Origin of the sequence: Stenotrophomonas maltophilia, from assembly GCF_006974125.1 — a bacterium.
Classification (GTDB): domain Bacteria; phylum Pseudomonadota; class Gammaproteobacteria; order Xanthomonadales; family Xanthomonadaceae; genus Stenotrophomonas; species Stenotrophomonas maltophilia_O.
In genome coordinates, this window is the sequence record NZ_CP037858.1 from 1,091,071 (window position 1) to 1,110,071 (window position 19,001).

General features: G+C 67.6%; 14 protein-coding genes. 1 reads left to right on the top strand and 13 read right to left on the bottom strand.

Annotated elements, in window-relative coordinates; translation table 11 throughout:
- Positions 1-13: 13 nt before the first annotated feature.
- The 3 genes from trpA to trpB are packed head-to-tail and all read right to left on the bottom strand — an operon-like array spanning position 14 to position 2,719.
- Positions 14-823, bottom strand: a complete 810-nt coding sequence (gene trpA, locus EZ304_RS05095) for a tryptophan synthase subunit alpha (RefSeq protein ID WP_142806461.1) — start codon at positions 821-823, stop codon at positions 14-16.
- Between the two features lies 1 nt (position 824).
- Positions 825-1,505 carry a hypothetical protein gene (locus tag EZ304_RS05100; protein ID WP_142806462.1) on the bottom strand — a complete coding sequence of 227 codons (681 nt, stop codon included), beginning with the start codon at positions 1,503-1,505 and terminating at the stop codon, positions 825-827.
- Positions 1,502-2,719, bottom strand: a complete 1,218-nt coding sequence (trpB, locus tag EZ304_RS05105; RefSeq protein ID WP_142806463.1) for a tryptophan synthase subunit beta — start codon at positions 2,717-2,719, stop codon at positions 1,502-1,504. Before trpB ends, EZ304_RS05100 begins: the two co-directional genes overlap by 4 nt.
- Before the next feature lie 96 nt (positions 2,720-2,815).
- On the opposite strand from trpB, the gene EZ304_RS05110 reads away from it, so the two are divergent.
- Complete coding sequence (locus EZ304_RS05110; protein ID WP_142806464.1) at positions 2,816-3,703, top strand: LysR family transcriptional regulator; 888 nt, start codon at positions 2,816-2,818, stop codon at positions 3,701-3,703.
- A 71-nt stretch (positions 3,704-3,774) separates the two neighbouring features.
- Here the strand turns inward: EZ304_RS05110 and EZ304_RS05115 are convergent, their stop codons facing one another.
- From EZ304_RS05115 to EZ304_RS05160, 10 genes are all read right to left on the bottom strand, one after another.
- Complete coding sequence (locus tag EZ304_RS05115; RefSeq protein WP_142806465.1) at positions 3,775-4,884, bottom strand: toxic anion resistance protein; 1,110 nt, start codon at positions 4,882-4,884, stop codon at positions 3,775-3,777.
- Between the two features lie 40 nt (positions 4,885-4,924).
- Positions 4,925-5,632: a hypothetical protein gene (locus tag EZ304_RS05120; RefSeq protein WP_142806466.1), complete on the bottom strand. Its 708-nt coding sequence runs from the start codon at positions 5,630-5,632 to the stop codon at positions 4,925-4,927.
- Entirely contained in the window at positions 5,629-11,031 is a 5,403-nt protein-coding gene (locus EZ304_RS05125) for a DNA repair ATPase (RefSeq protein WP_142806467.1), read from the bottom strand. Before EZ304_RS05125 ends, EZ304_RS05120 begins: the two co-directional genes overlap by 4 nt.
- An 84-nt stretch (positions 11,032-11,115) precedes the next feature.
- Positions 11,116-13,134 carry a hypothetical protein gene (locus tag EZ304_RS05130; protein ID WP_185959217.1) on the bottom strand — a complete coding sequence of 673 codons (2,019 nt, stop codon included), beginning with the start codon at positions 13,132-13,134 and terminating at the stop codon, positions 11,116-11,118.
- A complete protein-coding gene (locus tag EZ304_RS05135) occupies positions 13,134-13,805 on the bottom strand; it encodes an OB-fold-containig protein (protein ID WP_099554923.1) in 672 nt (223 codons plus the stop codon). Before EZ304_RS05135 ends, EZ304_RS05130 begins: the two co-directional genes overlap by 1 nt.
- Positions 13,806-13,973: 168 nt before the next feature.
- On the bottom strand, positions 13,974-14,630 hold the full coding sequence (locus tag EZ304_RS05140) for a phosphoribosylanthranilate isomerase (protein WP_135274607.1): 657 nt from the start codon (positions 14,628-14,630) through the stop codon (positions 13,974-13,976).
- Positions 14,627-15,397, bottom strand: a complete 771-nt coding sequence (gene truA, locus EZ304_RS05145) for a tRNA pseudouridine(38-40) synthase TruA (protein WP_049429514.1) — start codon at positions 15,395-15,397, stop codon at positions 14,627-14,629. The genes EZ304_RS05140 and truA overlap by 4 nt, the downstream gene beginning before the upstream one ends.
- A 32-nt stretch (positions 15,398-15,429) precedes the next feature.
- Complete coding sequence (locus EZ304_RS05150; protein WP_049429540.1) at positions 15,430-15,792, bottom strand: VOC family protein; 363 nt, start codon at positions 15,790-15,792, stop codon at positions 15,430-15,432.
- Between the two features lie 26 nt (positions 15,793-15,818).
- On the bottom strand, positions 15,819-17,861 hold the full coding sequence (locus EZ304_RS05155; protein WP_142806468.1) for a FimV/HubP family polar landmark protein: 2,043 nt from the start codon (positions 17,859-17,861) through the stop codon (positions 15,819-15,821).
- Positions 17,862-17,965: 104 nt separating this feature from the next.
- Positions 17,966-18,994 (bottom strand): aspartate-semialdehyde dehydrogenase, encoded by a 1,029-nt coding sequence (locus EZ304_RS05160; protein WP_053500248.1) that lies wholly within the window; start codon positions 18,992-18,994, stop codon positions 17,966-17,968.
- Between the last annotated feature and the right edge of the window lie 7 nt (positions 18,995-19,001).

Genomic DNA, 19,001 nt, shown 5'->3' on the forward strand with positions numbered 1-19,001 from the left:
GCCGGCCGTCCTGTTACGCGTCCAGCGCCTGCCGCAGCGGGGCCAGGAAGCTCCGGGCGCGCTGGGCTGCGTCTCCCACCGAGTCCGCTTCGGCCAGCACCGCCACCAGCGCGCTGCCCACCACCACGCCGTCGGCCTGGCGGGCCATGGCAGCGGCACTGTCGGCATCCTTGATGCCGAAGCCGGCCACCACCGGCACTGAGGCGCGCGCGCGCAGCGCCTGCAGGCGGGCACTGGCGGCATCGCTGTCCAGGCGCTCGGAGGCGCCGGTGACACCGGCAAAGCTGACGTAATAGAGATAGCCACGGGCCAGCGCCAGCAGCTTGTCGGCACGCGCCTCGCTGGTGGTCGGCGAGGCCAGCAGCACCAGCGCCAGGCCGGCCGCATCGAAGGCCTGCTGCGCTTCACCGGCCTCTTCCGGCGGCAGGTCGACCAGCAGCACACCATCCACGCCGGCCTCCACGGCTGCCTTGGCGAAGGCCGCGTAGCCGTGGATCTCCACCGGGTTCAGGTAGCCCATCAGTACCACCGGCGTCTGCGCGTCACGCTCGCGGAACTGCGCCACGGCCTGCAGCACGTAACGGCTGCCGGCGCCCCGTGCCAGCGCGCGCTCGGAGCTGCGCTGGATGGTCGGGCCGTCGGCCATGGGATCAGAGAACGGCACGCCCAGTTCGATCACATCGGCACCGGCCTCGACCAGCGCGTGCATGACCGGCACAGTGGCCTCCAACGAGGGATCACCGGCCGTGACGAAGGGGATAAGTGCCTTGCGCTGCTGTTCGCGCAGACGCTGGAAACAGGCATCGAGTCGGGATACGGACATTTCAGGCACATCCTTCAATCAGTTCAATCGCATCGCTGGTTCCCCAGTACATCTGAGTGACCCTCCCTTCAAACAGTTCCACGCGGATACCCAGGTCCGAACCCGGGTCCTGCCAGGTGAGGTACTCGCCCTGGTCACCGTCGTAGGCATGCGGGCTGGATACCGGCGGCTTCGGAAACTGGGCCATGGCCTGGGCGCGGGTCATGCCGACACGCAGGCCGAACGGACCGGGCTGCTGGGTCGGCGCCCCGCTCTCCGGATCCAGGCCGAGATCGAAACGGACGACGCGATCTTCATCAGTCATCATCGACACGCCAGGCGGCAGCCCCTTGCCGTCGTAGTACTCGCAACTGCCACCGATGGCTTCGACGGCCCCTTGCGCGGTCCACGGCCCGAGTGCCTTCAGATCGGTCATATGCTGGCCGATCAGCACCTCGCCGGCATGGTCCAGCGCCACCGAGACCACCGCGGGCGCGCCATCGCTGTCCGTGTCTTCCACTGACGGCGGATCGACGATCGGCGTGCGCGCCATCGGGTCAAGGTCATCATTCGCTGCCGGCTGCTGTGCCGGCTGCGTAGTGGCCTTGGCGGCCGGTGCCAGCACCGGCGGCTCCGGCGGCTGGCACGCGGCCAACCCCAGCGCCAGCAGCAGCACGCCACTGTTCCGCAACAGCGCGCTCACAGCACCAGCCCTTCGCGCGCGGCGATGGTATGCACGTCCTTGTCGCCACGGCCGGACAGGTTGCACAGCACGATCTGGTCACGCGGACGACCGCGCGCCAGCTTGATCGCCTGCGCCAGCGCATGGCTGGACTCCAGCGCCGGCAGGATGCCTTCGGTGTGGGCCAGCAGGTGGAAGGCCTGCAGTGCTTCCTCATCGGTGATGCCGAGGTAGCGTGCACGACCGGTATCGGCCAGGAACGCGTGCTCCGGGCCGACGCCCGGATAGTCCAGGCCGGCCGACACCGAATGGGTCTCGATGATCTGGCCGTCGTCGTCGCACAGTACATAGGTGCGGTTGCCATGCAGCACGCCCGGGCGACCGGCAGCGATCGATGCTGCGTGACGGCCGGTGCTGATGCCATCACCTGCCGCTTCAGCGCCGACGATCTCGACCTGGCGATCGTTGAGGAAGGCATGGAACAGGCCGATCGCATTGCTGCCGCCGCCCACGCAGGCGGTGATCGCATCCGGCAGGCGGCCGTACTCGGCCAGCATCTGCTCGCGCGCCTCACGGCCGACGATGGCATTGAAGTCACGGACCATGCGCGGATACGGATCCGGGCCGGCCACGGTGCCGATGATGTAGAAGGTGTCCTGCACGTTGGTCACCCAGTCGCGCATGGCTTCGTTGAGCGCGTCCTTCAGGGTGGCCGAGCCGGAGGTGACCGGCACCACCGTCGCACCGAGCAGCTTCATGCGGTAGACGTTGATCTTCTGCCGCTCGATGTCGGTGGCGCCCATGTACACCACGCATTCCAGGCCCAGCCGCGCGGCGACGGTGGCGCTGGCCACGCCATGCTGGCCGGCGCCGGTCTCGGCAATGATGCGCTTCTTGCCCATCCGCGCCGCCAGCAGGGCCTGGCCGATGGTGTTGTTGATCTTGTGCGCGCCGGTGTGATTCAGGTCCTCGCGCTTGAGCAGGATCTGCGCGCCGCCGACGTGATCGCTCAGGCGTTCAGCATGGTAGATCGGGCTCGGCCGGCCCACGTAATGGGCCAGGTCGCGGTCGTAGGCCAGCTGGAATGCGGGATCCTGCCGCGCCTGGTCATAGGCCTGGGCCAGTTCCTGCAGCGGGCCGACCAGGGTTTCGGCGACGAAGCTGCCGCCGTAGCGGCCGAAGTGGCCCTGGGCATCCGGGAAAGCGTGATAGTCGGCAATGGGGGAGGCAGACATGGATACGACCGATGGTTCAGACAGGTGGATACTCTAGCGCACGGGTCGTGACCGGAAAATGGATATTATCTGGCGCATATCGTCAGGAAATCTCACATGAGCCGTTCCCTGCTGCCTCCACTCAATGCACTGCGCGCGTTCGAGGCCACGGCCCGTCTCGGCGGCGTTGGTCGCGCCGCGCAGGATCTGCACGTCACCCACGGTGCGGTCAGTCGGCAGTTGAAGCTGCTGGAGGATCACCTTGGCCTGGCCTTGTTCCAGCGGGCCGGCCGTGGCCTGCGCCTGACCGTCGCCGGCACCCGCCTGCAGGCAGCCTGCGGCGAGGCCTTCAGCGGCATCGAAGACTGCGTGCGCGAACTGCGACGGCCGGCAGCCTCTCCAGCGCTGGTACTGGGCTGCAGTGGCAGCGTGCTGGCGCGCTGGATGATTCCACGCCTGCCAGCGCTGCAGGCCGCCCTGCCCGGCGTGCGCCTGCAGTGGTCGGCGCTGGATGGCAGTTTCACCGAAGCGCAGGCGGCGCTGGACGCCGTGCTGCTGCTGGCGCAGGGCCCGTGGCCACGGGGCTGGCAGGTATGCGAGTTGGCACCGGAACGGGTTGGCGTGGTGGTGGCACCATCGCATCCGGCGGCGCAGCGCCTGCGGCATGCACCGCCTTCGGCGCTGCTGCAGGAGACGCTGCTGCACACCAGCTCACGGCCGCAGGCATGGCCGGCATGGGCACAGGCGCACGCCCTGGACGCGTCGAAGCTGCAGCTGGGCACCGCCTTCGAGCACCTGTACTACCTGCTGGAAGCCGCTGTAGCCGGGCTGGGTCCGGCGATCGCGCCAGAGCCGCTGGTGGCCGAGGACCTGGCCGCGGGCCGCCTGGTCGCGCCCTGGGGATTTGCCGCCACCGGCGGCTTCTGGGTACTGGCATGGCCGGATGGTCCGGCCAACTCGCGCGTGCAAGCACTGGCGGACTGGGCGAGCCAGCAACTGCGCTGACGACGAGAAAGGGGACGGAGGGAATTAAGTCGTAAGTGGCACAAACGACTTGATCCCCTCCGTCCCTTTTTTCAGCTGGCGGCCGGGGTGGCCAGTCGCTGCTGCAGGTCTTCGCGCAGGCGCGACAGTTCCACTTCCGCCTGCTGCCGCTGCTGCATCCCCTCACGATGGATGCTGCGCACTTCTTCCACCGTGGCGATCAGCTGGTCGTGAACATGGCGCAGCGTAGCCACGTCGATCACGCCGCGCTGGTTGCTGCGTGCGGTATCCACCGAGGCCTGGCGCATCAGGTCCGCGTTGCGGCGCATCAGTTCGTTGGTCGCGTCGTCGATGGCGCTGGCCAGCTCCGCGGCGGTCTTCTGCTCGCCCAGTGACAGCTGGATCGCGAACTGGCGCTTCCACGACGGGATGGTGATCTCGCGGACCGTGTTGAACTTCTCGATCAGCTGCAGTGCATTGGCCTGGATCAAGCGGATCATCGGCAGCGACTGGTCGGCGGCATGCTGCATCAGCTGCAGGTCGGACACCCGCTTGTCGATCAGGCGGATCGCATTTTCGACCTCGCCCAGGCGGATCCGCTGCTGCGGGTCCTCACTGCCCTGCCCGGCCAGCTGCTCGGTCTGCAGTTCGGCCAGCCGCTGCTTGCCCGCAGCGGCGTACAGGCCCAGGGCATGGCGTTCCTCACGGACGATATCGTGCATGCGGTCGAACTCGCCCACACGCTTGCCCATCAGCACCTGCTGCGCGCCGACGTCTCCCAGCAGCTGCTCGATCTGCGCATTGGTGTCGCTGAACTTCTGCACCAGTTCACCCTTGGATGCGCGCAACCGATCGATCAGGCCTCCAATCAACGGCACCCTGGAACGCTGCGCGAATCCGTCGAGCTTGAGGCTGCGTGCGATGCGCACGACTTCGCCCAGCTTTTCACCACTGGCATCGAGATCACGATTGCGCACCTGGTCCAGCAGCTGGCTGGAGAACGCGGCCGTGCGGTTGGCGGCGTCGCGACCGAACACCTGCAGGTTGCCTGGGCGCAGGTCATCCAGCTCACGGCGGATCTCGGCGATACGCGGCAGATCCTCATGGACCAGGCCAAGGGCCTTCAGCGTTCCTTCGTCGAGCGTGGAAACGGCAGTGTTGGCGGGTACCAGCGTGCCGGGGCTCTGACTGTCCTGGGCCATCGGGCGATCTCCTTGAAATGGGTAAGCGGCTGTGGCCGGTTCAGCGCAGTCTAGCCTGAGCGGCCGCAACCTCGTCATCGATCTGGGCGTGCAGCGCAGCCGCCTTCCCCGCCAATGCAGCACCTGCGGCGCTCTGGTCGGCCAGTGCGGCCTGTCGCCAGGCGGGCAGCAGGACATCATGGATGCGCGCGAAACGCTGCAGCAGCACCGTGTCCTGGTCCTGCAGCAGCTGCCATTGACCGGCTTCGACGCGATGCAGGGTCGCCAGCCGGCGCAGGTGATCCAACCGTTGTGACAGCGCGGCATGCCCGGCCGCGTCGCACTTCGCCAGCCGTGATGCGCCCAACTCAGCCCAGGCGTCCAGTGCTGTGGCCGCCTCTGAACGTTCATCGATGGCCAGAGCTCGCTGCTGCTGGCAATGCTGAAGGTGCTGGGCCTGCTCGCGCGCCTGCAGGGCCAGCACCCCCAGCTGCGACTGCAGCGCATGCCCTTCCGCCTCGCGGTCAACATCGCGCCCAAGCAGGCGCCCCCACCAGCCTTCCTGTCGCCGGATCTGCGCAGGATTCCCCGCCTGCAGGGCCAGAGCGATACGCGCCAGCGCGGCCACCAGGCCTTCGCCCGCAACCGAGGGCAACATGACGGCCCGCTGCGCAAGTGCCTGCAGCAGCGGCGTACCGTAATCGCCCAGCACGGCGATATCGGCCGTGTCCGGCAATACCGGTGACGGCAGTGGCGCCTGCGGGATCACGGCAGCGGCGGCGGCTGCGGTGTCGATGCCAGGCTGCCTTCGCCGTCTTCCGGCGGCAGCGACTCGCCGTAGAAGTGGCGCATCAGCGCTTCATCCAATGCGCGTTCTTCCGGCGTCGTGGCACGGCGTACGCGAGCACGCGGCGGCACCGCGCCGCTGGAACCGCCGCGCTCGACCTGCTGCCGCGCCCAACCGGCGAACGCCGCCAGGGTCTGCGACACCTGTGCCTGCTGCGCCTGTGATGCCACCAGCAGTTCGACCAGAGGCGCCAATCCGGCCTGCAGATCTTCGGCCAGCAGCGTGGCCGGCGCGCTGTGGGCCACCGCGACCGGCTCCGGCGCAGCGGGTGCAGGGCGTGTTTCGGAGAGGCGCTGCAGGGCCTCGAGCAATGCCGGCCACGGCGCTGGATCGGCAACGGCAACGGCAACGGGCGCCACGTCCGGCGCCGCCGGCGGCAACTGCAGCGCGCTGGCGATGTCCGCCAACTGCGCGACCACGCGTCCACCGACATCGCTGTCGTCGGCTCCCATGGCCTTGTTGCGCAGGAAATCACGCTTGATCTGAGCCCAGCGCTGCGACTGCACCTCATCCAGCACGCCGCGCAGTTCGGCCAGCTTCAGCAGGTTCTCCTCGGCGCCGGTGGTCAGCAGCTGCGCCTCGCCCAGGTAGTGGTCGGAGATCAGCTGCTGCAGCTCGTCCTCGTTCATCACCGGCGAGATCTTCTCCGCCAGCTTGTTCATGTTGCGGTAGCTGCCCTGCAGCCGGAACGGCGGTTCGGTACGGTAACGATCGTCCTGCGCGGCACTGGCGATGTACTGCTGGTTGACCCGGTAGACCACGTCGCGAACGCGCAGCATGCGCTGCAGGGTGGCGGTGATCTCGTTGATCTCGGCGCTGCTGTAGGCGTGGCTGAGGCCATTGGTGGAGACGTCCTTGCCCATCGCGCGATCGACCAGCACATACAGGTCGGCCATGTCACGCGTGGCCAGCGGCGCCAGCACCGGGTTGGAGGTCAGGCTGTTCTCGATGTAGCTCAGGGTGAACGACGCTTCCATGCCACCCAGCACATCGCCGAGGTTGTAGATGTCGGCGCGGTTGGCCAGCATGTCCGGAATCCTGAACACCTCACCGGACTCGGTGTACGGGTTGCCGGCCATGACCACGCAGAACTTCTTGCCACGCATGTCGTAGGTGCGGGTGCGGCCACGCCACACGCCTTCGATGCGACGGGTGCCATCGCACAGCGAAATGAACTTCTGCAGGAACTCGGGATGGGTGTGCTGGATGTCGTCGACGTACAGCATGGTGTTGTTGCCCATCTCCAGCGCCAGGTTGAGCTTTTCCAGTTCCTGCCGCGAAGTGGCATCGGGCGCCTGTGCCGGGTCCAGCGAACGCACCTCGTGACCCAGCGCCGGGCCGTTGATCTTCATGAAGACCAGGCCCAGCCGGTGCGCCACGTATTCCATCAGCGTGGTCTTACCGTAGCCCGGGGGCGAGATCATCATCAGCAAGCCCATCAGGTCGCTGCGCTTGTTCTCGCCGACCGTGCCCATCTGCTTGGCCAGGTTGTCGCCGATCACGCCCAGGTAGACATCGTTGATCAGCTTGTTGCGTACGAACGAAGACAGCGGCCGCGCCTTGAACTCGGACAGGCGCAGGGTCAGCCGTTCGCGGTTGATGATGCCCTGGCGTACCGCCTGGTAGGCATGGAAATCGGGCACGAATCGCTTCAGGTGGTGCTGCAGGCGTGCCAGGAAATCATCCAGTGACAGCGACAGCGAGCCGTTGTGGATGCGCGGGTGTTCGCCAAGCAGGCCCGGTACGTCCACGCGCAGCGGCGCGTCGCTGGCCCGCGTGCGCAGCTGGCGCTGCACCAGCAGCAGCGCAGCGGCCTCGTCGGCATGACCGGCATGCGCGGCCTGTGCAGGCAGACCGGCCAGCGCACGCAACCATTGCCCGGCCAGTGCCCAGCGTGCGGCCAGCGGATCCTGCGTACGCTGCAGCGCGCGCTCCAGTACTTCGCGCTGCCCGGCCTGGTCCAGTTGCTGGGCCAGGGCCTCCAGCAGGGCCTGGGCATGCTTGCTGGTGCTGAACACGGGTTCGCCGTTGACCAGTTCTTCGCCCAGATAGGCGGCCGCCGCCTCGGCGGCGTCTTCGTCGAAGGGCAACGACTGCGACTGCGCGAACGCACCAAGCGCAGCTGCCATTTCCGCGCGCAGAGCGACACGCCCTTCGTCCGAGCCGAACAGGCGGGCGATGGTTTCCGCCCCGGCCTGGCGGCTGGGCCATTGCAGTACCGCTTCTTCGCGCTGCTGCGCCGCCCAGAACAACAGGGCCAGCGCGCGCACCCGCGGGCCGTGACGCAGCGCGCCCGCAGACTGCTGCAAGGGCAGCAGCGCGCGCAGGATCAGCGCGGCGTCATGGTCATGGATACCGCGCTCGTAGCCTTCGCGATAGCGCGGCGCAGCGAAGGCACGGACGCGCTGGTCCAGTGCTTCGGGTGTGGCGACATCGTGCTGCAGCTGCGCCAGGTCCAGCCCATCGTGGCCCTGCTGTGCGGCCAGCAGCAGGCTGCCGGCCAGGTATTCGCCGCGGTAGATCGCATCGGATTCCGAATCCAGCGTCACCGGCCAGAACGGCCTGAGTGCCTCCAGTTCCGGGTCGTGCAGGGTTTCCAGGAAGTCGGTGCCGGTCAGGTGGATGGCCAGCGTATCGCCACGCGGCAACAGGGTCAGGTCCAGGGCCTGGGTGTTGACGCTGAAGCGGTGGCGCGGGCCAAGCCGGACCACGTTGCCACCGGCTTCGTAGAGGTCGCTGCGGTCGCGCAACTGGCGCACTGCCTGGTCGCGCACGCCCTTCAGGCGCGCCTCGATGTCATCGGCCTTGACGTTGTCGCGCAGGGTGCGCAGCCGCTCGGCCAGCTCGCGCAGCTTGAGGATCAGCGGGTCGCCGGCAAAGAACGCATTGAGTTCATCGGCGGTGGCAAAACGCTCGGTGCGCTTGGCCAGGCCGTCGAGGATGCGGTTGGCGGCATCCAGCACCGAACGCGCCTTGCGCTGGCGGTCGTCCAGCAGCGCCTGCTTGTGCGTTTCGAAGGCCTCGACCAGTTCTTCGCGCTTGCTGAGGATGTCGCCGAGGAACTGCTCATGCTCGCCGAACTGGCTCTCCAGTTCTTCAAGCTGCACCAGCAGGCGTGACAGCTGTTCGTCGGCCCTTTCCGGATCGTTGGCCATCGCCAGCGCGCTGGTGATGGACTGCGAGAACAACGCGAACTGGGCGGCAAACTGCGCCACGGCCTCCGCCGAACCGAGGGTGCGGCGGCGCTGTTCGGCGCGGGTACGCGCCTGGTTCAGCCGCCCGTACAGCACGGAAATGGATTCAACCACGCGGGTGCGCGCGGTGGCATCGTCCACCTTCAGCCCGGCCATCAGTTCGGACAGCATGTCCAGATCGGCGGCCATGCCGCGCATGCCGTCCAGCTGCTCGTCCAGCTGGCGGGCGCTGCTGGCCTGCTGGGCGGCTTCATCCAGCGCCTGCAGGCGGCTGCCCAGCGGTGCCAGTGCGGCGTCGCCGGCCAGGAATTCACCGGTTGCCGCGCCGACGCGGTCCTGCGCCTGCACCAGCTCGGAAGCCATGGCCTCGATGCGCGAGGTATCGATATAGCGCAGCTCGCGGATGGTCAGCAGCCGCCCGCGCAGCGCGGTGATTTCGTTCAGCGCCTCGACGAAGGCCTGCACCTCGTTCCAGTTCTGCGGCTGCAGGCGGCCCAGCAGGGCCTTGTGCGTGGCCTCGGCGTCGACCATCGCCTGCGCCGACTGTTGGCGGATCGACTGCACCTTCTCGTATTCGTCCAGCACCGATTCGCCGGTGGCACTGATCTGCCGCAGCAGCGCTTCGGCACCGTCGCAGGCCTCGTCACCGAGCCAGTGGTGGGTGTCGAACAGGCGGCGGGTATCGGCTACCAGGCGCTGGTAGCGCTGCACCGACACGTCCTGGCCGTCGATCTCGCGCGCCAGGTTGAACAGGTTGGAGATGCCGCGCACCAGTTCGGCATTGCCGATGCGGCCCATGAAGGTGTTGCCAGGCGGACGGCTGGCAGCGAACTCGTCGCTGCTGAACGGCGTCTGCCACACCTGCATCGGATGGATGCGGGTCGGTTCGGTGCCTTCGGCATGGAACAGCACCATGCGCCCATCCTGCAGGAAGGCGTAGCCGTGGCCGAACACGGGGTTCTGCAGCACGCGCTGGATGGTGTTGTAGACGAACAACGCCGAGCGACCGCCCTCGCGTTCGTAGAAGATGTACAGCACGTCCTCGCCGTTGGGCGAGCGGATGCTGCGCTTGAACTGCATGCCCGCCATCGAGGCGTCGAACGCCTTGTGCTCGCCGCCCTGCAGGTAGTAGCCGCCCGGGAAGATCACGCCGTGGTCTTCGGGCAGCTGCACGCAGGCCTGCACGATCGCATCGTTGCGCACGATGTCGCCGGTAAGCGTGTTGTAGATCAGCCCACGCCACACGGTTTCGCGATAGGGCAGCACCTTCAACAGCAGCAGCGAACCGACGCGGGCGAATTCGAACTGGGCGTCGTCCAGCGACTGCGTGCTGTCTTCGACCGGTTCGCTGTAGATGCCCTGCCCAGTCTCGGTGTTGTTCTCCACCTTGATGGTGAGGTCGCCGCCGGTGGTTTCCACGAACAGGGTGTCGAGGATGTTCAGGTGCGAATGGCGGCCATTGACCGCCAGGTCGCGGGTCGCCCTGCTCCATTCGAAGTCGAACGGCGGCGGCAGCGCGATGTCACGTTCGCCGCGCGCATCCAGATAGGTCAGTTCACCATCGCGCGACAGCGCCCAGCGGAACACGCGCACATCGCTGCTGCGCTCGCCGATCTGGAACGAGGCCAGCAGCTTGTCGCCGACCACGATCAGCTGCAGCAGGCGCGCGTGCTTGTAGTAGGCGTACAGCTCATTGAAGTCGTGCACGAAGCCGGGCTGGTCGAGGAAGCTGCCCTTCAGCTCCAGCGCAGCGACGTCGTAGCCATCACTGCCCTGCACCAGCCGGTACAGGCCGAACACGTCCTCGATACGGGTCTGGGTCTTCAGCCCGATGAACACGTTGTAGCCGAACAACAGGCGGTCCGGGCCCACCTGCACGATGTCGCGGCCGACGCAGTTGTTCTCGCTGCGGATGCGGAAACGCCCGACCACTTCCAGGCGGCTGTCGCCGAACTCGGCCAGGCGCTGGCGGTTGAGCGTTTCGGCCAGGCCCTGCAGGCGCTGGCCCTGTTCGGCCAGGCGGCGGCGCAGGACTTCGTAGGCACCGCCCTGGGCAACGGCCTGGTCGACGGTAGTGCCGCCTGCCTCCGCTGCGGTGGATTCGGCGGTCGGTTGGGTTTCAGACATCAGCAGGCTTCCGGCTCACGGGCGGACGGCCGCAGTTGCGGCCGGCGCGGGCGGGCGATGGCGGCGTGGCCATCGCCCGATGCATCAACGGGCGCTGTCGACCACGGTGGCCGACACGGTGGGCACCGCTTCGGCGTCCTCGGCGATCTGGCGCGGTGCCGGCTCGGCCCCGGCCACGCCCAGGTAGCGCTGCATCAGCTCCTGCACGATCGGGCTCTTGCCGGCAAAGCCTTCGATCGACTTGCCCAGCGACACCGCCTTGACCAGGTTCTCGAACATGCCACCGTCGCCACCGACCAGGTCGATGTCGGCGTTGCGCAGCGCGCTGGCGATGACGTTGGCGTTCTCGCGCGAGACTTCCTTGCCGGCTTCGATCGAGGCCAGCGCCTGCTTCAGGCTGTTGTCCAGCATCATGCGGAACTCTTCGTGGCCGCGTGCCTGGTCGCTCAGCGAGGCGATGGCCTCGAACTTGCGCACCAGGCCCTCGGCCTCGGCCAGCAGCTTCTTCTGCACCACGCCAGCCTCGGCGTTGCCCAGCGATTCGGTGGCGGTGGCACGCGCCAGGCCCATCTTCTCCTCGCCCTGTGCCTGCGCCTGCAGCGTCTCTGCCAGCACGCGGGCCTCGTTGCTGCCCTGCTTCAGGCTGGCTTCGGCCTTGGCTTCGATCACGCGCGCTTCGGCGATGCCGACCTTCTCGATGGCCAGTGCCGAGGCCTCGCGCACCTGCGCTTCAGCCAGGCCCGGCGCGGCCTGTTCGGCGCGGAACGCATCGGCCAGCAGGCGCTTGGCTTCGGCCTGCTTGCCGGCCGCTTCGTGCTCGGCCTGGGCCAGCGTGGTCAGTTCCACCGCACGATGCTTGGAGGCGGTTTCGCGCGCCTGCGCTTCCTTCACCTCACGCACCAGCGCTTCCTGCGCCTTGGCCTCGGCTTCCAGGATCAGCACCTGCTTCTGGCGGTCAGCCTCGGAGACCTCGCGCACTTCCTTGATGCGCTCTTCTTCCTGGGCCACGGTCTTGTCGATGGAGATTCGTTCGCGGGTGATGTTGGCCACGTCCATCTTGCCCTGCTCGACCACCTTGTCACGCTCCACGCCCTGCAGCTGCACTTCACGATCGGTAGTGACCTGCTCAAGCTGGCGCGCGCGCTCGACGCGCTCGGCTTCGATGGCCACCGCGCGCTGGCGGTTCTGCTCGGCCACTTCCACTTCGCGCAGGCGGTTCTGGTCGCGGATCTCGATCAGCTGCTGCGCTTCGATACGGGCGTTCTCGGACAGCTGGCGCTGTTCTTCCTGCACCTTGGCGGTCTCGGCTTCCTCGCGCGCGCGGATGGTCTCGATCTCGCGCTTCTGGCGGGCTTCGGCCTCGGCCTGCTGGCGTTCCAGCGCCAGCAGCGCCTCACGCGCTTCCACGTTCTTCTTGGTGATGGCCAGCTTCTCGTTCTGCTCCAGCTCGTTGGTCACCACGTTCTGCGCGGCGGTCAACTCGGTGATCTTGCGGATGCCCTGCGCGTCGAGGATGTTGAACTGGTCCAGCAGCGACTTCGGCGTCTGTTCCAGATAGTCGATCGCCACGTCCTCCAGCACATAGCCGTTCAGGTCATTGCCGATCACCGCGATGATCTCGTCGCGGAATTCCTGGCGCTTCTCGAACAGTTCGGTGAAGTCGAACTTCTTGCCGACCGTCTTCAATGCTTCGGAGAACTTGGCGTTGAACAGCTCGTCGACGGCGTGCTTGTCCGAGGCACGGTCGGCGCCGATGGCCTTGGCCACGCGCAACACATCGGCCTGGGTTTCATTGACCCGCAGATAGAAGGCCACGGCGATATCGGCGCGCATGTTGTCGCGGCAGATCAGGCCTTCCTTGCCGCGGCGGTCGATCTGCAGGGTGATCAGGCTGATCCGCATCAGCTCGGCGCGGTACAGCACCGGGATGATCAGCGCGCCGGTGAAGTGCACCTTGGGCGTGGAGCTCATGTCGTTGACGATCAGGGCCACGCCCTGGTCGACCTTGCGGTAGAAGGCCTTGAACAGGCCGGCCAGGCCGAGCAGCCCGACCAGCAGGACGGCCACGCCGATCAGGAAGGGGGCCATGGTTGCCAACGTCATCAGTGATTCTCCTTGTTGCCCGGAAGCAGGTTGTCCTGGAAGTCGAGGGCGACCGCATCGGCGCGGACCACCCGGTAATGGTGTTGTGCGGCCACGTGCTCGACCAGCACGATGCGCTCGCCACGCTGCAGTTCGATGTCGCTGCGTACCTGCAGCACCAGCCCGGCGCCACCGTCATCGAAGGTGGCGTGGCCGCTGCGGGCATCCACTTTCGGTGAGGCGACCACACCGACGCGCCCCAGCAACGAGGCCTGGGCCACCGGCCGCAGGCGCAGCAAGAACCGGCGGATGGGGTGCAGCAGAAGCGCGGTGACCGGCACCGCAGGCAGGGGAGCCAGCACGGCCACGACCGCACCGATCGTCCAGCGCAACAGGTCCGGCAACGGCAGCAGCACGAAAAGATGGATGAAATAGGTCAGCGCCCAGCCGAAGAAGCCCAGCAGGGTGACCACGACCATGACTGGCACTCCGCCGAGGCCGAAGCGCTGCAGCAGGGCCGACAGGCCGCTGAGATCGTTGCCGCCGTCGAGGGCGCCATCGGCGCCAAGATCGCCGAAGCCATCGTCGACCAGGCCAAATGCGGCAAGCCCCCAATAGATCAGCGATACCGCCAGTACGATGCTGTACGGCAGGGTCGGGAAACCGAACACAACGCTGAGGAATTCCTGCATCGCTTGCCTTCCTGGGCTGTGGGCGGTGATCGCCCGTTCGGAACGCGCAGAGCGCGCCCCGTGGATCCCCGCGCCGGCCCTCATGGCTGGCGCGCTTGGGTCCATCCTATGTGAAGAATACGTGCAGGCTCAAATCCAGGTCCAGATCACGGCAGATGGCGACGCCGATCATTCCAGGACCGTGCAGTCCGCGCGGCGCACTTCCTCGACGAAGGTGCGCATCTTGTAACCGTCCTTGATGCCCGGCTCCAGTTCGATGCCGCTGGACACGTCCACGCCCCACGGCAGCGTCGCCAGCACGGCGTCGTAGACGTTTTCAGGATTCAGGCCGCCGGCCAGCAGGAACGGCCGGTGCAACCCGGTCGGAACGCGGCTCCAGTCGAAGGCCACGCCGGTACCACCACCGCCACCGGGGGCGTGGCTGTCGAACAGGAACCCCGCCGCGCTGGGGTAACGCAGCTGCAACGTGCGCGCATTGACCTCTTCCCGGCCGCCCATGGCAATCGCCTTCAGGTAGGGCATGTTGAAGCTGCGGCAGAAGCTCTCGTCCTCCTCGCCGTGGAACTGCAGCAGGGTCGGCCGCACCGTGCGCAGCACCTCGCGCACCTCTTCCTTGCTGTTGTTGCGGAACAGGGCCACCACATCGACCATCGGCGCAATCGCCTGGCGCATCGCGCGTGCTTCGGCAGGAGCAACCCGGCGGCTGCTCTCGCGGGCAAAGATGAAACCCACTGCGTCCACGCCCAGCTCACCGGCCAGGCGGACATCGCCGGCACGGGTCATGCCACAGAACTTGATGCGCGTGCGGTAGTAGGAGCGGCTCATAGCGTGACCTCGGCGGGCAGATGCCAGTTGTCGGGGTACAGGGGCCCAAGGAACACCAGGCCCTGCGGCGGTGCGGTGGGACCGGCTACGGTGCGATCGCGCCCGGCCAGCAGTTCGGCGATCCAGTCCACCGGTTTTTCGCCGCTGCCCACCAGGATCAACGATCCGACGATATTGCGGACCATGTGATGAAGGAATGCATTGCCCTGCACGGCCACTTCAATCACCTCGCCCTGGCGGCTGACCTGCAGTGATTGCAGCTCACGCCGCGCATGCAGCGCCTGGCACTGCACGGAGCGGAACGCGCTGAAGTCGTTCTCGCCGATCAGGGCCTGGCCGGCGGCATGCATCAGGGTCTCGTCCAGCGCCCGGCGCTCCCAGCTGAGGGTCTGCCGGTCCAGCGCCGGCCGCACCTCGCGGTTGAGCAGGCGGTAGCGGTAGCGGCGCGCGCGTGCCGAGAAGCGGGCGTGGAAGTCGTCGGCCACCGGCACGCACCAGCGCACCGCGATCGAGCGCGGCAGCCGGGTGGTGGTGCCCAGCATCCAGGCGCGCGGGTCGCGCACCACGTCGGTATCGAAATGGACGACCTGGCACTGGCCATGCACGCCGGCATCGGTGCGGCCGGCGCAGACCACCTGCAGCGGCGCATCGGCCACCGACGACAGGGCCTGCTCAAGGCTGGCCTGCACGCTGGGACCGCCCTCGCCCAGGTTCTGCCAACCCCTGAAATCGCTGCCGTCGTATTCGACGCCAAGCGCGTAACGCATGTGCTACCTCGATCTTGCGTATGGGGCGGCGCTCAGGCCGGATCGCGTTCGGACCAGACCGCCAGTTCGTTGCCACCGGGCTCGACGAACTGGAAGCGGCTGCCGCCGGGGAAGGAAAACACCGGCCGCACGATCTCACCGCCAGCGTTGCGCACCGCCGCTTCGACCGGCACCAGCTGGTCGGCATACAGCACCAGCAGGGGTGCGCCGCTGTCGCTGGCCCGCTGGGGCTGGCCGCGGAAGAAGCCCCCTTGCAGGCGGCCATCGTCGAACGCGGTGTAGTCGCTGCCATAGTCGACGAACGACCAGCCGAACACCTTCTCGAAGAAGGCACGGCTGGCGGCCGGGTCGCTGGAGGCGAATTCAACGTAGTCGATGCGGCGCTCGCGGCTCATGGCAGGGTCCTTGTCGGCAGTTTCGGTCACGGCAGGCGGGCCAGCAGTTCGCGGGCCTGGGCCTGGCTGTGCGGATCGCCGCCTTCGGCGACCTCCAGCAGCAGGGTACGCGCGGTCTGCGCGTCGCCCAGGTCCAGGTAGGCGATGGCAAGCTCGAGGCGCTCCTGGCCGGCACGCGGCAGCCAGCCAGCATCGCCGTTGTCCGCAGCCACGCTCGCCGCGGTCTCATCGGGATGCGACGTGCCGAGACCGTCGATTCCGTCATGATGCCTGGCATCAACCGGGGGCTCGTTCTGATGCACGTCGTCCGGCAGATCGAACACGCCGCGGAACTGCGGCTGCTGTTCGGCATGCAGCGCGTACTCCGGCACCGCCACCTCAGATGGCGTCCCTGGTGTGGCCGATTCGTCCTGTACCGGCGCCACAGCGACGTCATCGCGTTCGGCCGCAGGCTCGTCCCAGCGCGGCAGATCGGTCACCGCCTCGGGCAGTACGACCACGTCTTCGTCGCGCAGCATGTCAGCCTTCCAGTCGGCCTGCACCGCGTGGTCGGCGATCGGATCGACCGCTGCTTCGGCATGGCCCTCGGGCTCGCTCGCCCAGGCTGGCATCGCCGGTTCCTGGCGGCCGCCATCGACCACCGCCGACGACCACGAAGACTGCTCGGCCAGCGTATCCAGCGCCGCACCCGCAGGAACCGCAGCGGCCAGCCCGGCGGCATCACCCTCTTCGCGCAGCGGTGGCAGCGGCGAAGGCTTGCGACGGCGCAGCAACCAGGCTGCCGCTGCTGCCAGCAGCAGCACCGGCAGGCCCAGCCAGTACCACGGCGTCACTGCATCACGGGAACCCGGCGCCTGTGCCAGGCGCTGCTGCGCGGCAGCCAGGTCGTTGTCCTTCATCGCGATCAACGACTGCTGCTGCTCCTTCAGCTTCTCCAGATCGGCCACGCGCTGCTTCAGTTCACCGATCTCGGCATCGCGGGTGGCGATGTCCTCACGCGCCTGGCGCAGTTGTTCGTTGCCCAGCATGTCACCCTCGCTGCCGGCAGCGGTGCCGGTGGTTGTGCCCGCGTGCGCGGCGTCGGACGCCAGCGCCGGAGCGATCTCAAGTCGTGCCCCGTTGGCGGCAGCCGGGGAAGAAGCGTTCGCGGTTGCCGCCTTGGCGGCCGGCGCGACCGCACCGGCCGGTTGCGGCACGGTACGCGCCTGCCGCCATTGCGCGGCGTGCTCGCGCACCAGCGCTGCGGCCTCGGCGGCATCGACAGCGGCAAGCGCATCGCTGCCCGGCATGCGCAGCACCGCGCCCTGCTTGAGCAGATTGACGTTGCCACGGATGAAGGCTTCGGGATTGGCGCGCAGCAGGGCGATCATCGCGCGGTCGCGGCTGACCTGGTTGCCACGCGCCACCGCGCTGGCGATCTGCGACAGGGTCTGACCGCGCTGTACGGTGATGCTGCCGTCGGCCGGCGCTGCCGCAACCGGTGCAGGTTCCGCACGCGGCCGTGGTGGTGCCGCCGCAGCTGTGGCGGCAGGTGCCCGTGACGGTGGATCGGGCAACGCTGCAGCAGGTGCAGGTGCCGGCTCGCGCGCGATGGTATTGGACAGGGTGCCGGCCGGCGCCACGATCTCGGGCTCGGTCACGGCCAGCGCGCTGGACGGCGCGTCGACCAGCGCGGAGTACTCGCGCACCAGACGGCCCTGGCCCCAGTCGGCTTCGATCAGGAAGCTCAGCGACGGGGTCTCGACTGGCGCCTGCGAGGTCACCCGTACCACCGCCCTGCCCTGCGCATTGCGGGTCAGCTCGAACTGCAGCTCGCTGACCAGCCCGGTCGGCCGCTGCAGGCCGACGCGTTCGAAGGTAACCGGCGAGGCCAGCGCGACGCGCAGGTTCTCCAGCTCGGACGGATCGGCCGACACCACCGGGATTTCGGCCAGCAACGGCTGCCCCGGCTTGGACAGGACACGGATGTCCCCCAGGCCCAATGCGAGTGCCGAGCTGCTGGCCAGGGCCAGCAGCGCGGTGGAAAGATAGAGGAGCGGGCGCTTTGCGCCCCTGGCCCGTTTATTCATGGGCGACACTATAAAGCGTGCGGACCGGGGTCCGCACCCACCGATGGGGGACCTTCGGCAATGCCGGCCAGCGGCCGGCACTGCCGGTCAGGCAACCGCGGTGATCAGCGCTGCTCGGCGGCGACCAGCTCCGCCAGCTGCACGGCATTCAACGCCGCGCCCTTGCGCACGTTATCCGACACGATCCACAGGTTCAGGCCGCGCGGGTGCGACAGGTCTTCACGGATACGGCCGACATACACCGCATCGGTGCCCGAGGCATGGGTGACCGGAGTCGGATAACCACCGGCTTCATGGCGGTCCACCACTTCGATGCCCGGCGACTGCTCCAGCAGCGCGCGTGCTTCGGCCACGGTGACCTTGTCGCGGGTCTCGATCGCCACCGACTCGGAATGGCCGTAGAACACCGGCACACGCACCGCGGTCGGGTTCACCAGGATGCTGTCGTCGCCGAGGATCTTGCGGGTCTCCCAGATCAGCTTCATCTCTTCCTTGGTGAAACCGTTGTCCTGGAAGTCATCGATGTGCGGGATCAGGTTGAAGGCGATCTGCACCGGGAAGCGCTGCGGATCGATTTCCTGGAAGCTGAGCAGCTGGCCGGTCTGCTTGCCCAGCTCTTCGGTGGCCGAACGACCACCGCCGGACACCGACTGGTAGGTGGAGACGTTGATGCGCTCGATGCCGTACTTGCGGTGCAGCGGCGCCAGCGCCACCAGCATCTGCATGGTCGAGCAGTTCGGGTTGGCGATGATGCCGCGCGGACGGTTGGCCACCTGTTCCGGATTGACCTCGGACACCACCAGCGGCACGTCGTCGTCGTAACGGAAGGCCGAGGAGTTGTCGATCACCACTGCACCGGCAGCGGCGAACTTCGGCGCGTACTCCTTCGAAACGCTGCCACCGGCCGAGAACAGTGCGATCTCGACACCGGTCGGATCAAAGGTGGCCAGGTCCTGCACCTTGACCTTCTGGCCATTGAACTCGATCTCGCCGCCGGCCGAACGTTCCGAAGCGAGGACGCTCAGGGTGCCGACCGGGAAATCACGCTCGGCCAGGATCGACAACATGGTCTCGCCGACCGCACCGGTGGCACCGACGACGGCGACGTGGAAACTGCGCTGTGCATTGCTCATGGGGGAA

What these genes read in the sequence shown, in the direction of transcription:
- EZ304_RS05160 (WP_053500248.1), bottom strand. Translation starts at nt 18,994, where the DNA reads ATGAGCAATGCACAGCGCAGTTTCCACGTCGCCGTCGTCGGTGCCACC.
- EZ304_RS05150 (WP_049429540.1), bottom strand. Translation starts at nt 15,792, where the DNA reads ATGAGCCGCGAGCGCCGCATCGACTACGTTGAATTCGCCTCCAGCGAC.
- EZ304_RS05135 (WP_099554923.1), bottom strand. Translation starts at nt 13,805, where the DNA reads ATGCAGGAATTCCTCAGCGTTGTGTTCGGTTTCCCGACCCTGCCGTAC.
- EZ304_RS05155 (WP_142806468.1), bottom strand. Translation starts at nt 17,861, where the DNA reads ATGAATAAACGGGCCAGGGGCGCAAAGCGCCCGCTCCTCTATCTTTCC.
- trpB (WP_142806463.1), bottom strand. Translation starts at nt 2,719, where the DNA reads ATGTCTGCCTCCCCCATTGCCGACTATCACGCTTTCCCGGATGCCCAG.
- EZ304_RS05130 (WP_185959217.1), bottom strand. Translation starts at nt 13,134, where the DNA reads ATGACGTTGGCAACCATGGCCCCCTTCCTGATCGGCGTGGCCGTCCTG.
- EZ304_RS05110 (WP_142806464.1), top strand. Translation starts at nt 2,816, where the DNA reads ATGAGCCGTTCCCTGCTGCCTCCACTCAATGCACTGCGCGCGTTCGAG.
- EZ304_RS05115 (WP_142806465.1), bottom strand. Translation starts at nt 4,884, where the DNA reads ATGGCCCAGGACAGTCAGAGCCCCGGCACGCTGGTACCCGCCAACACT.
- EZ304_RS05140 (WP_135274607.1), bottom strand. Translation starts at nt 14,630, where the DNA reads ATGAGCCGCTCCTACTACCGCACGCGCATCAAGTTCTGTGGCATGACC.
- EZ304_RS05125 (WP_142806467.1), bottom strand. Translation starts at nt 11,031, where the DNA reads ATGTCTGAAACCCAACCGACCGCCGAATCCACCGCAGCGGAGGCAGGC.
- truA (WP_049429514.1), bottom strand. Translation starts at nt 15,397, where the DNA reads ATGCGTTACGCGCTTGGCGTCGAATACGACGGCAGCGATTTCAGGGGT.
- trpA (WP_142806461.1), bottom strand. Translation starts at nt 823, where the DNA reads ATGTCCGTATCCCGACTCGATGCCTGTTTCCAGCGTCTGCGCGAACAG.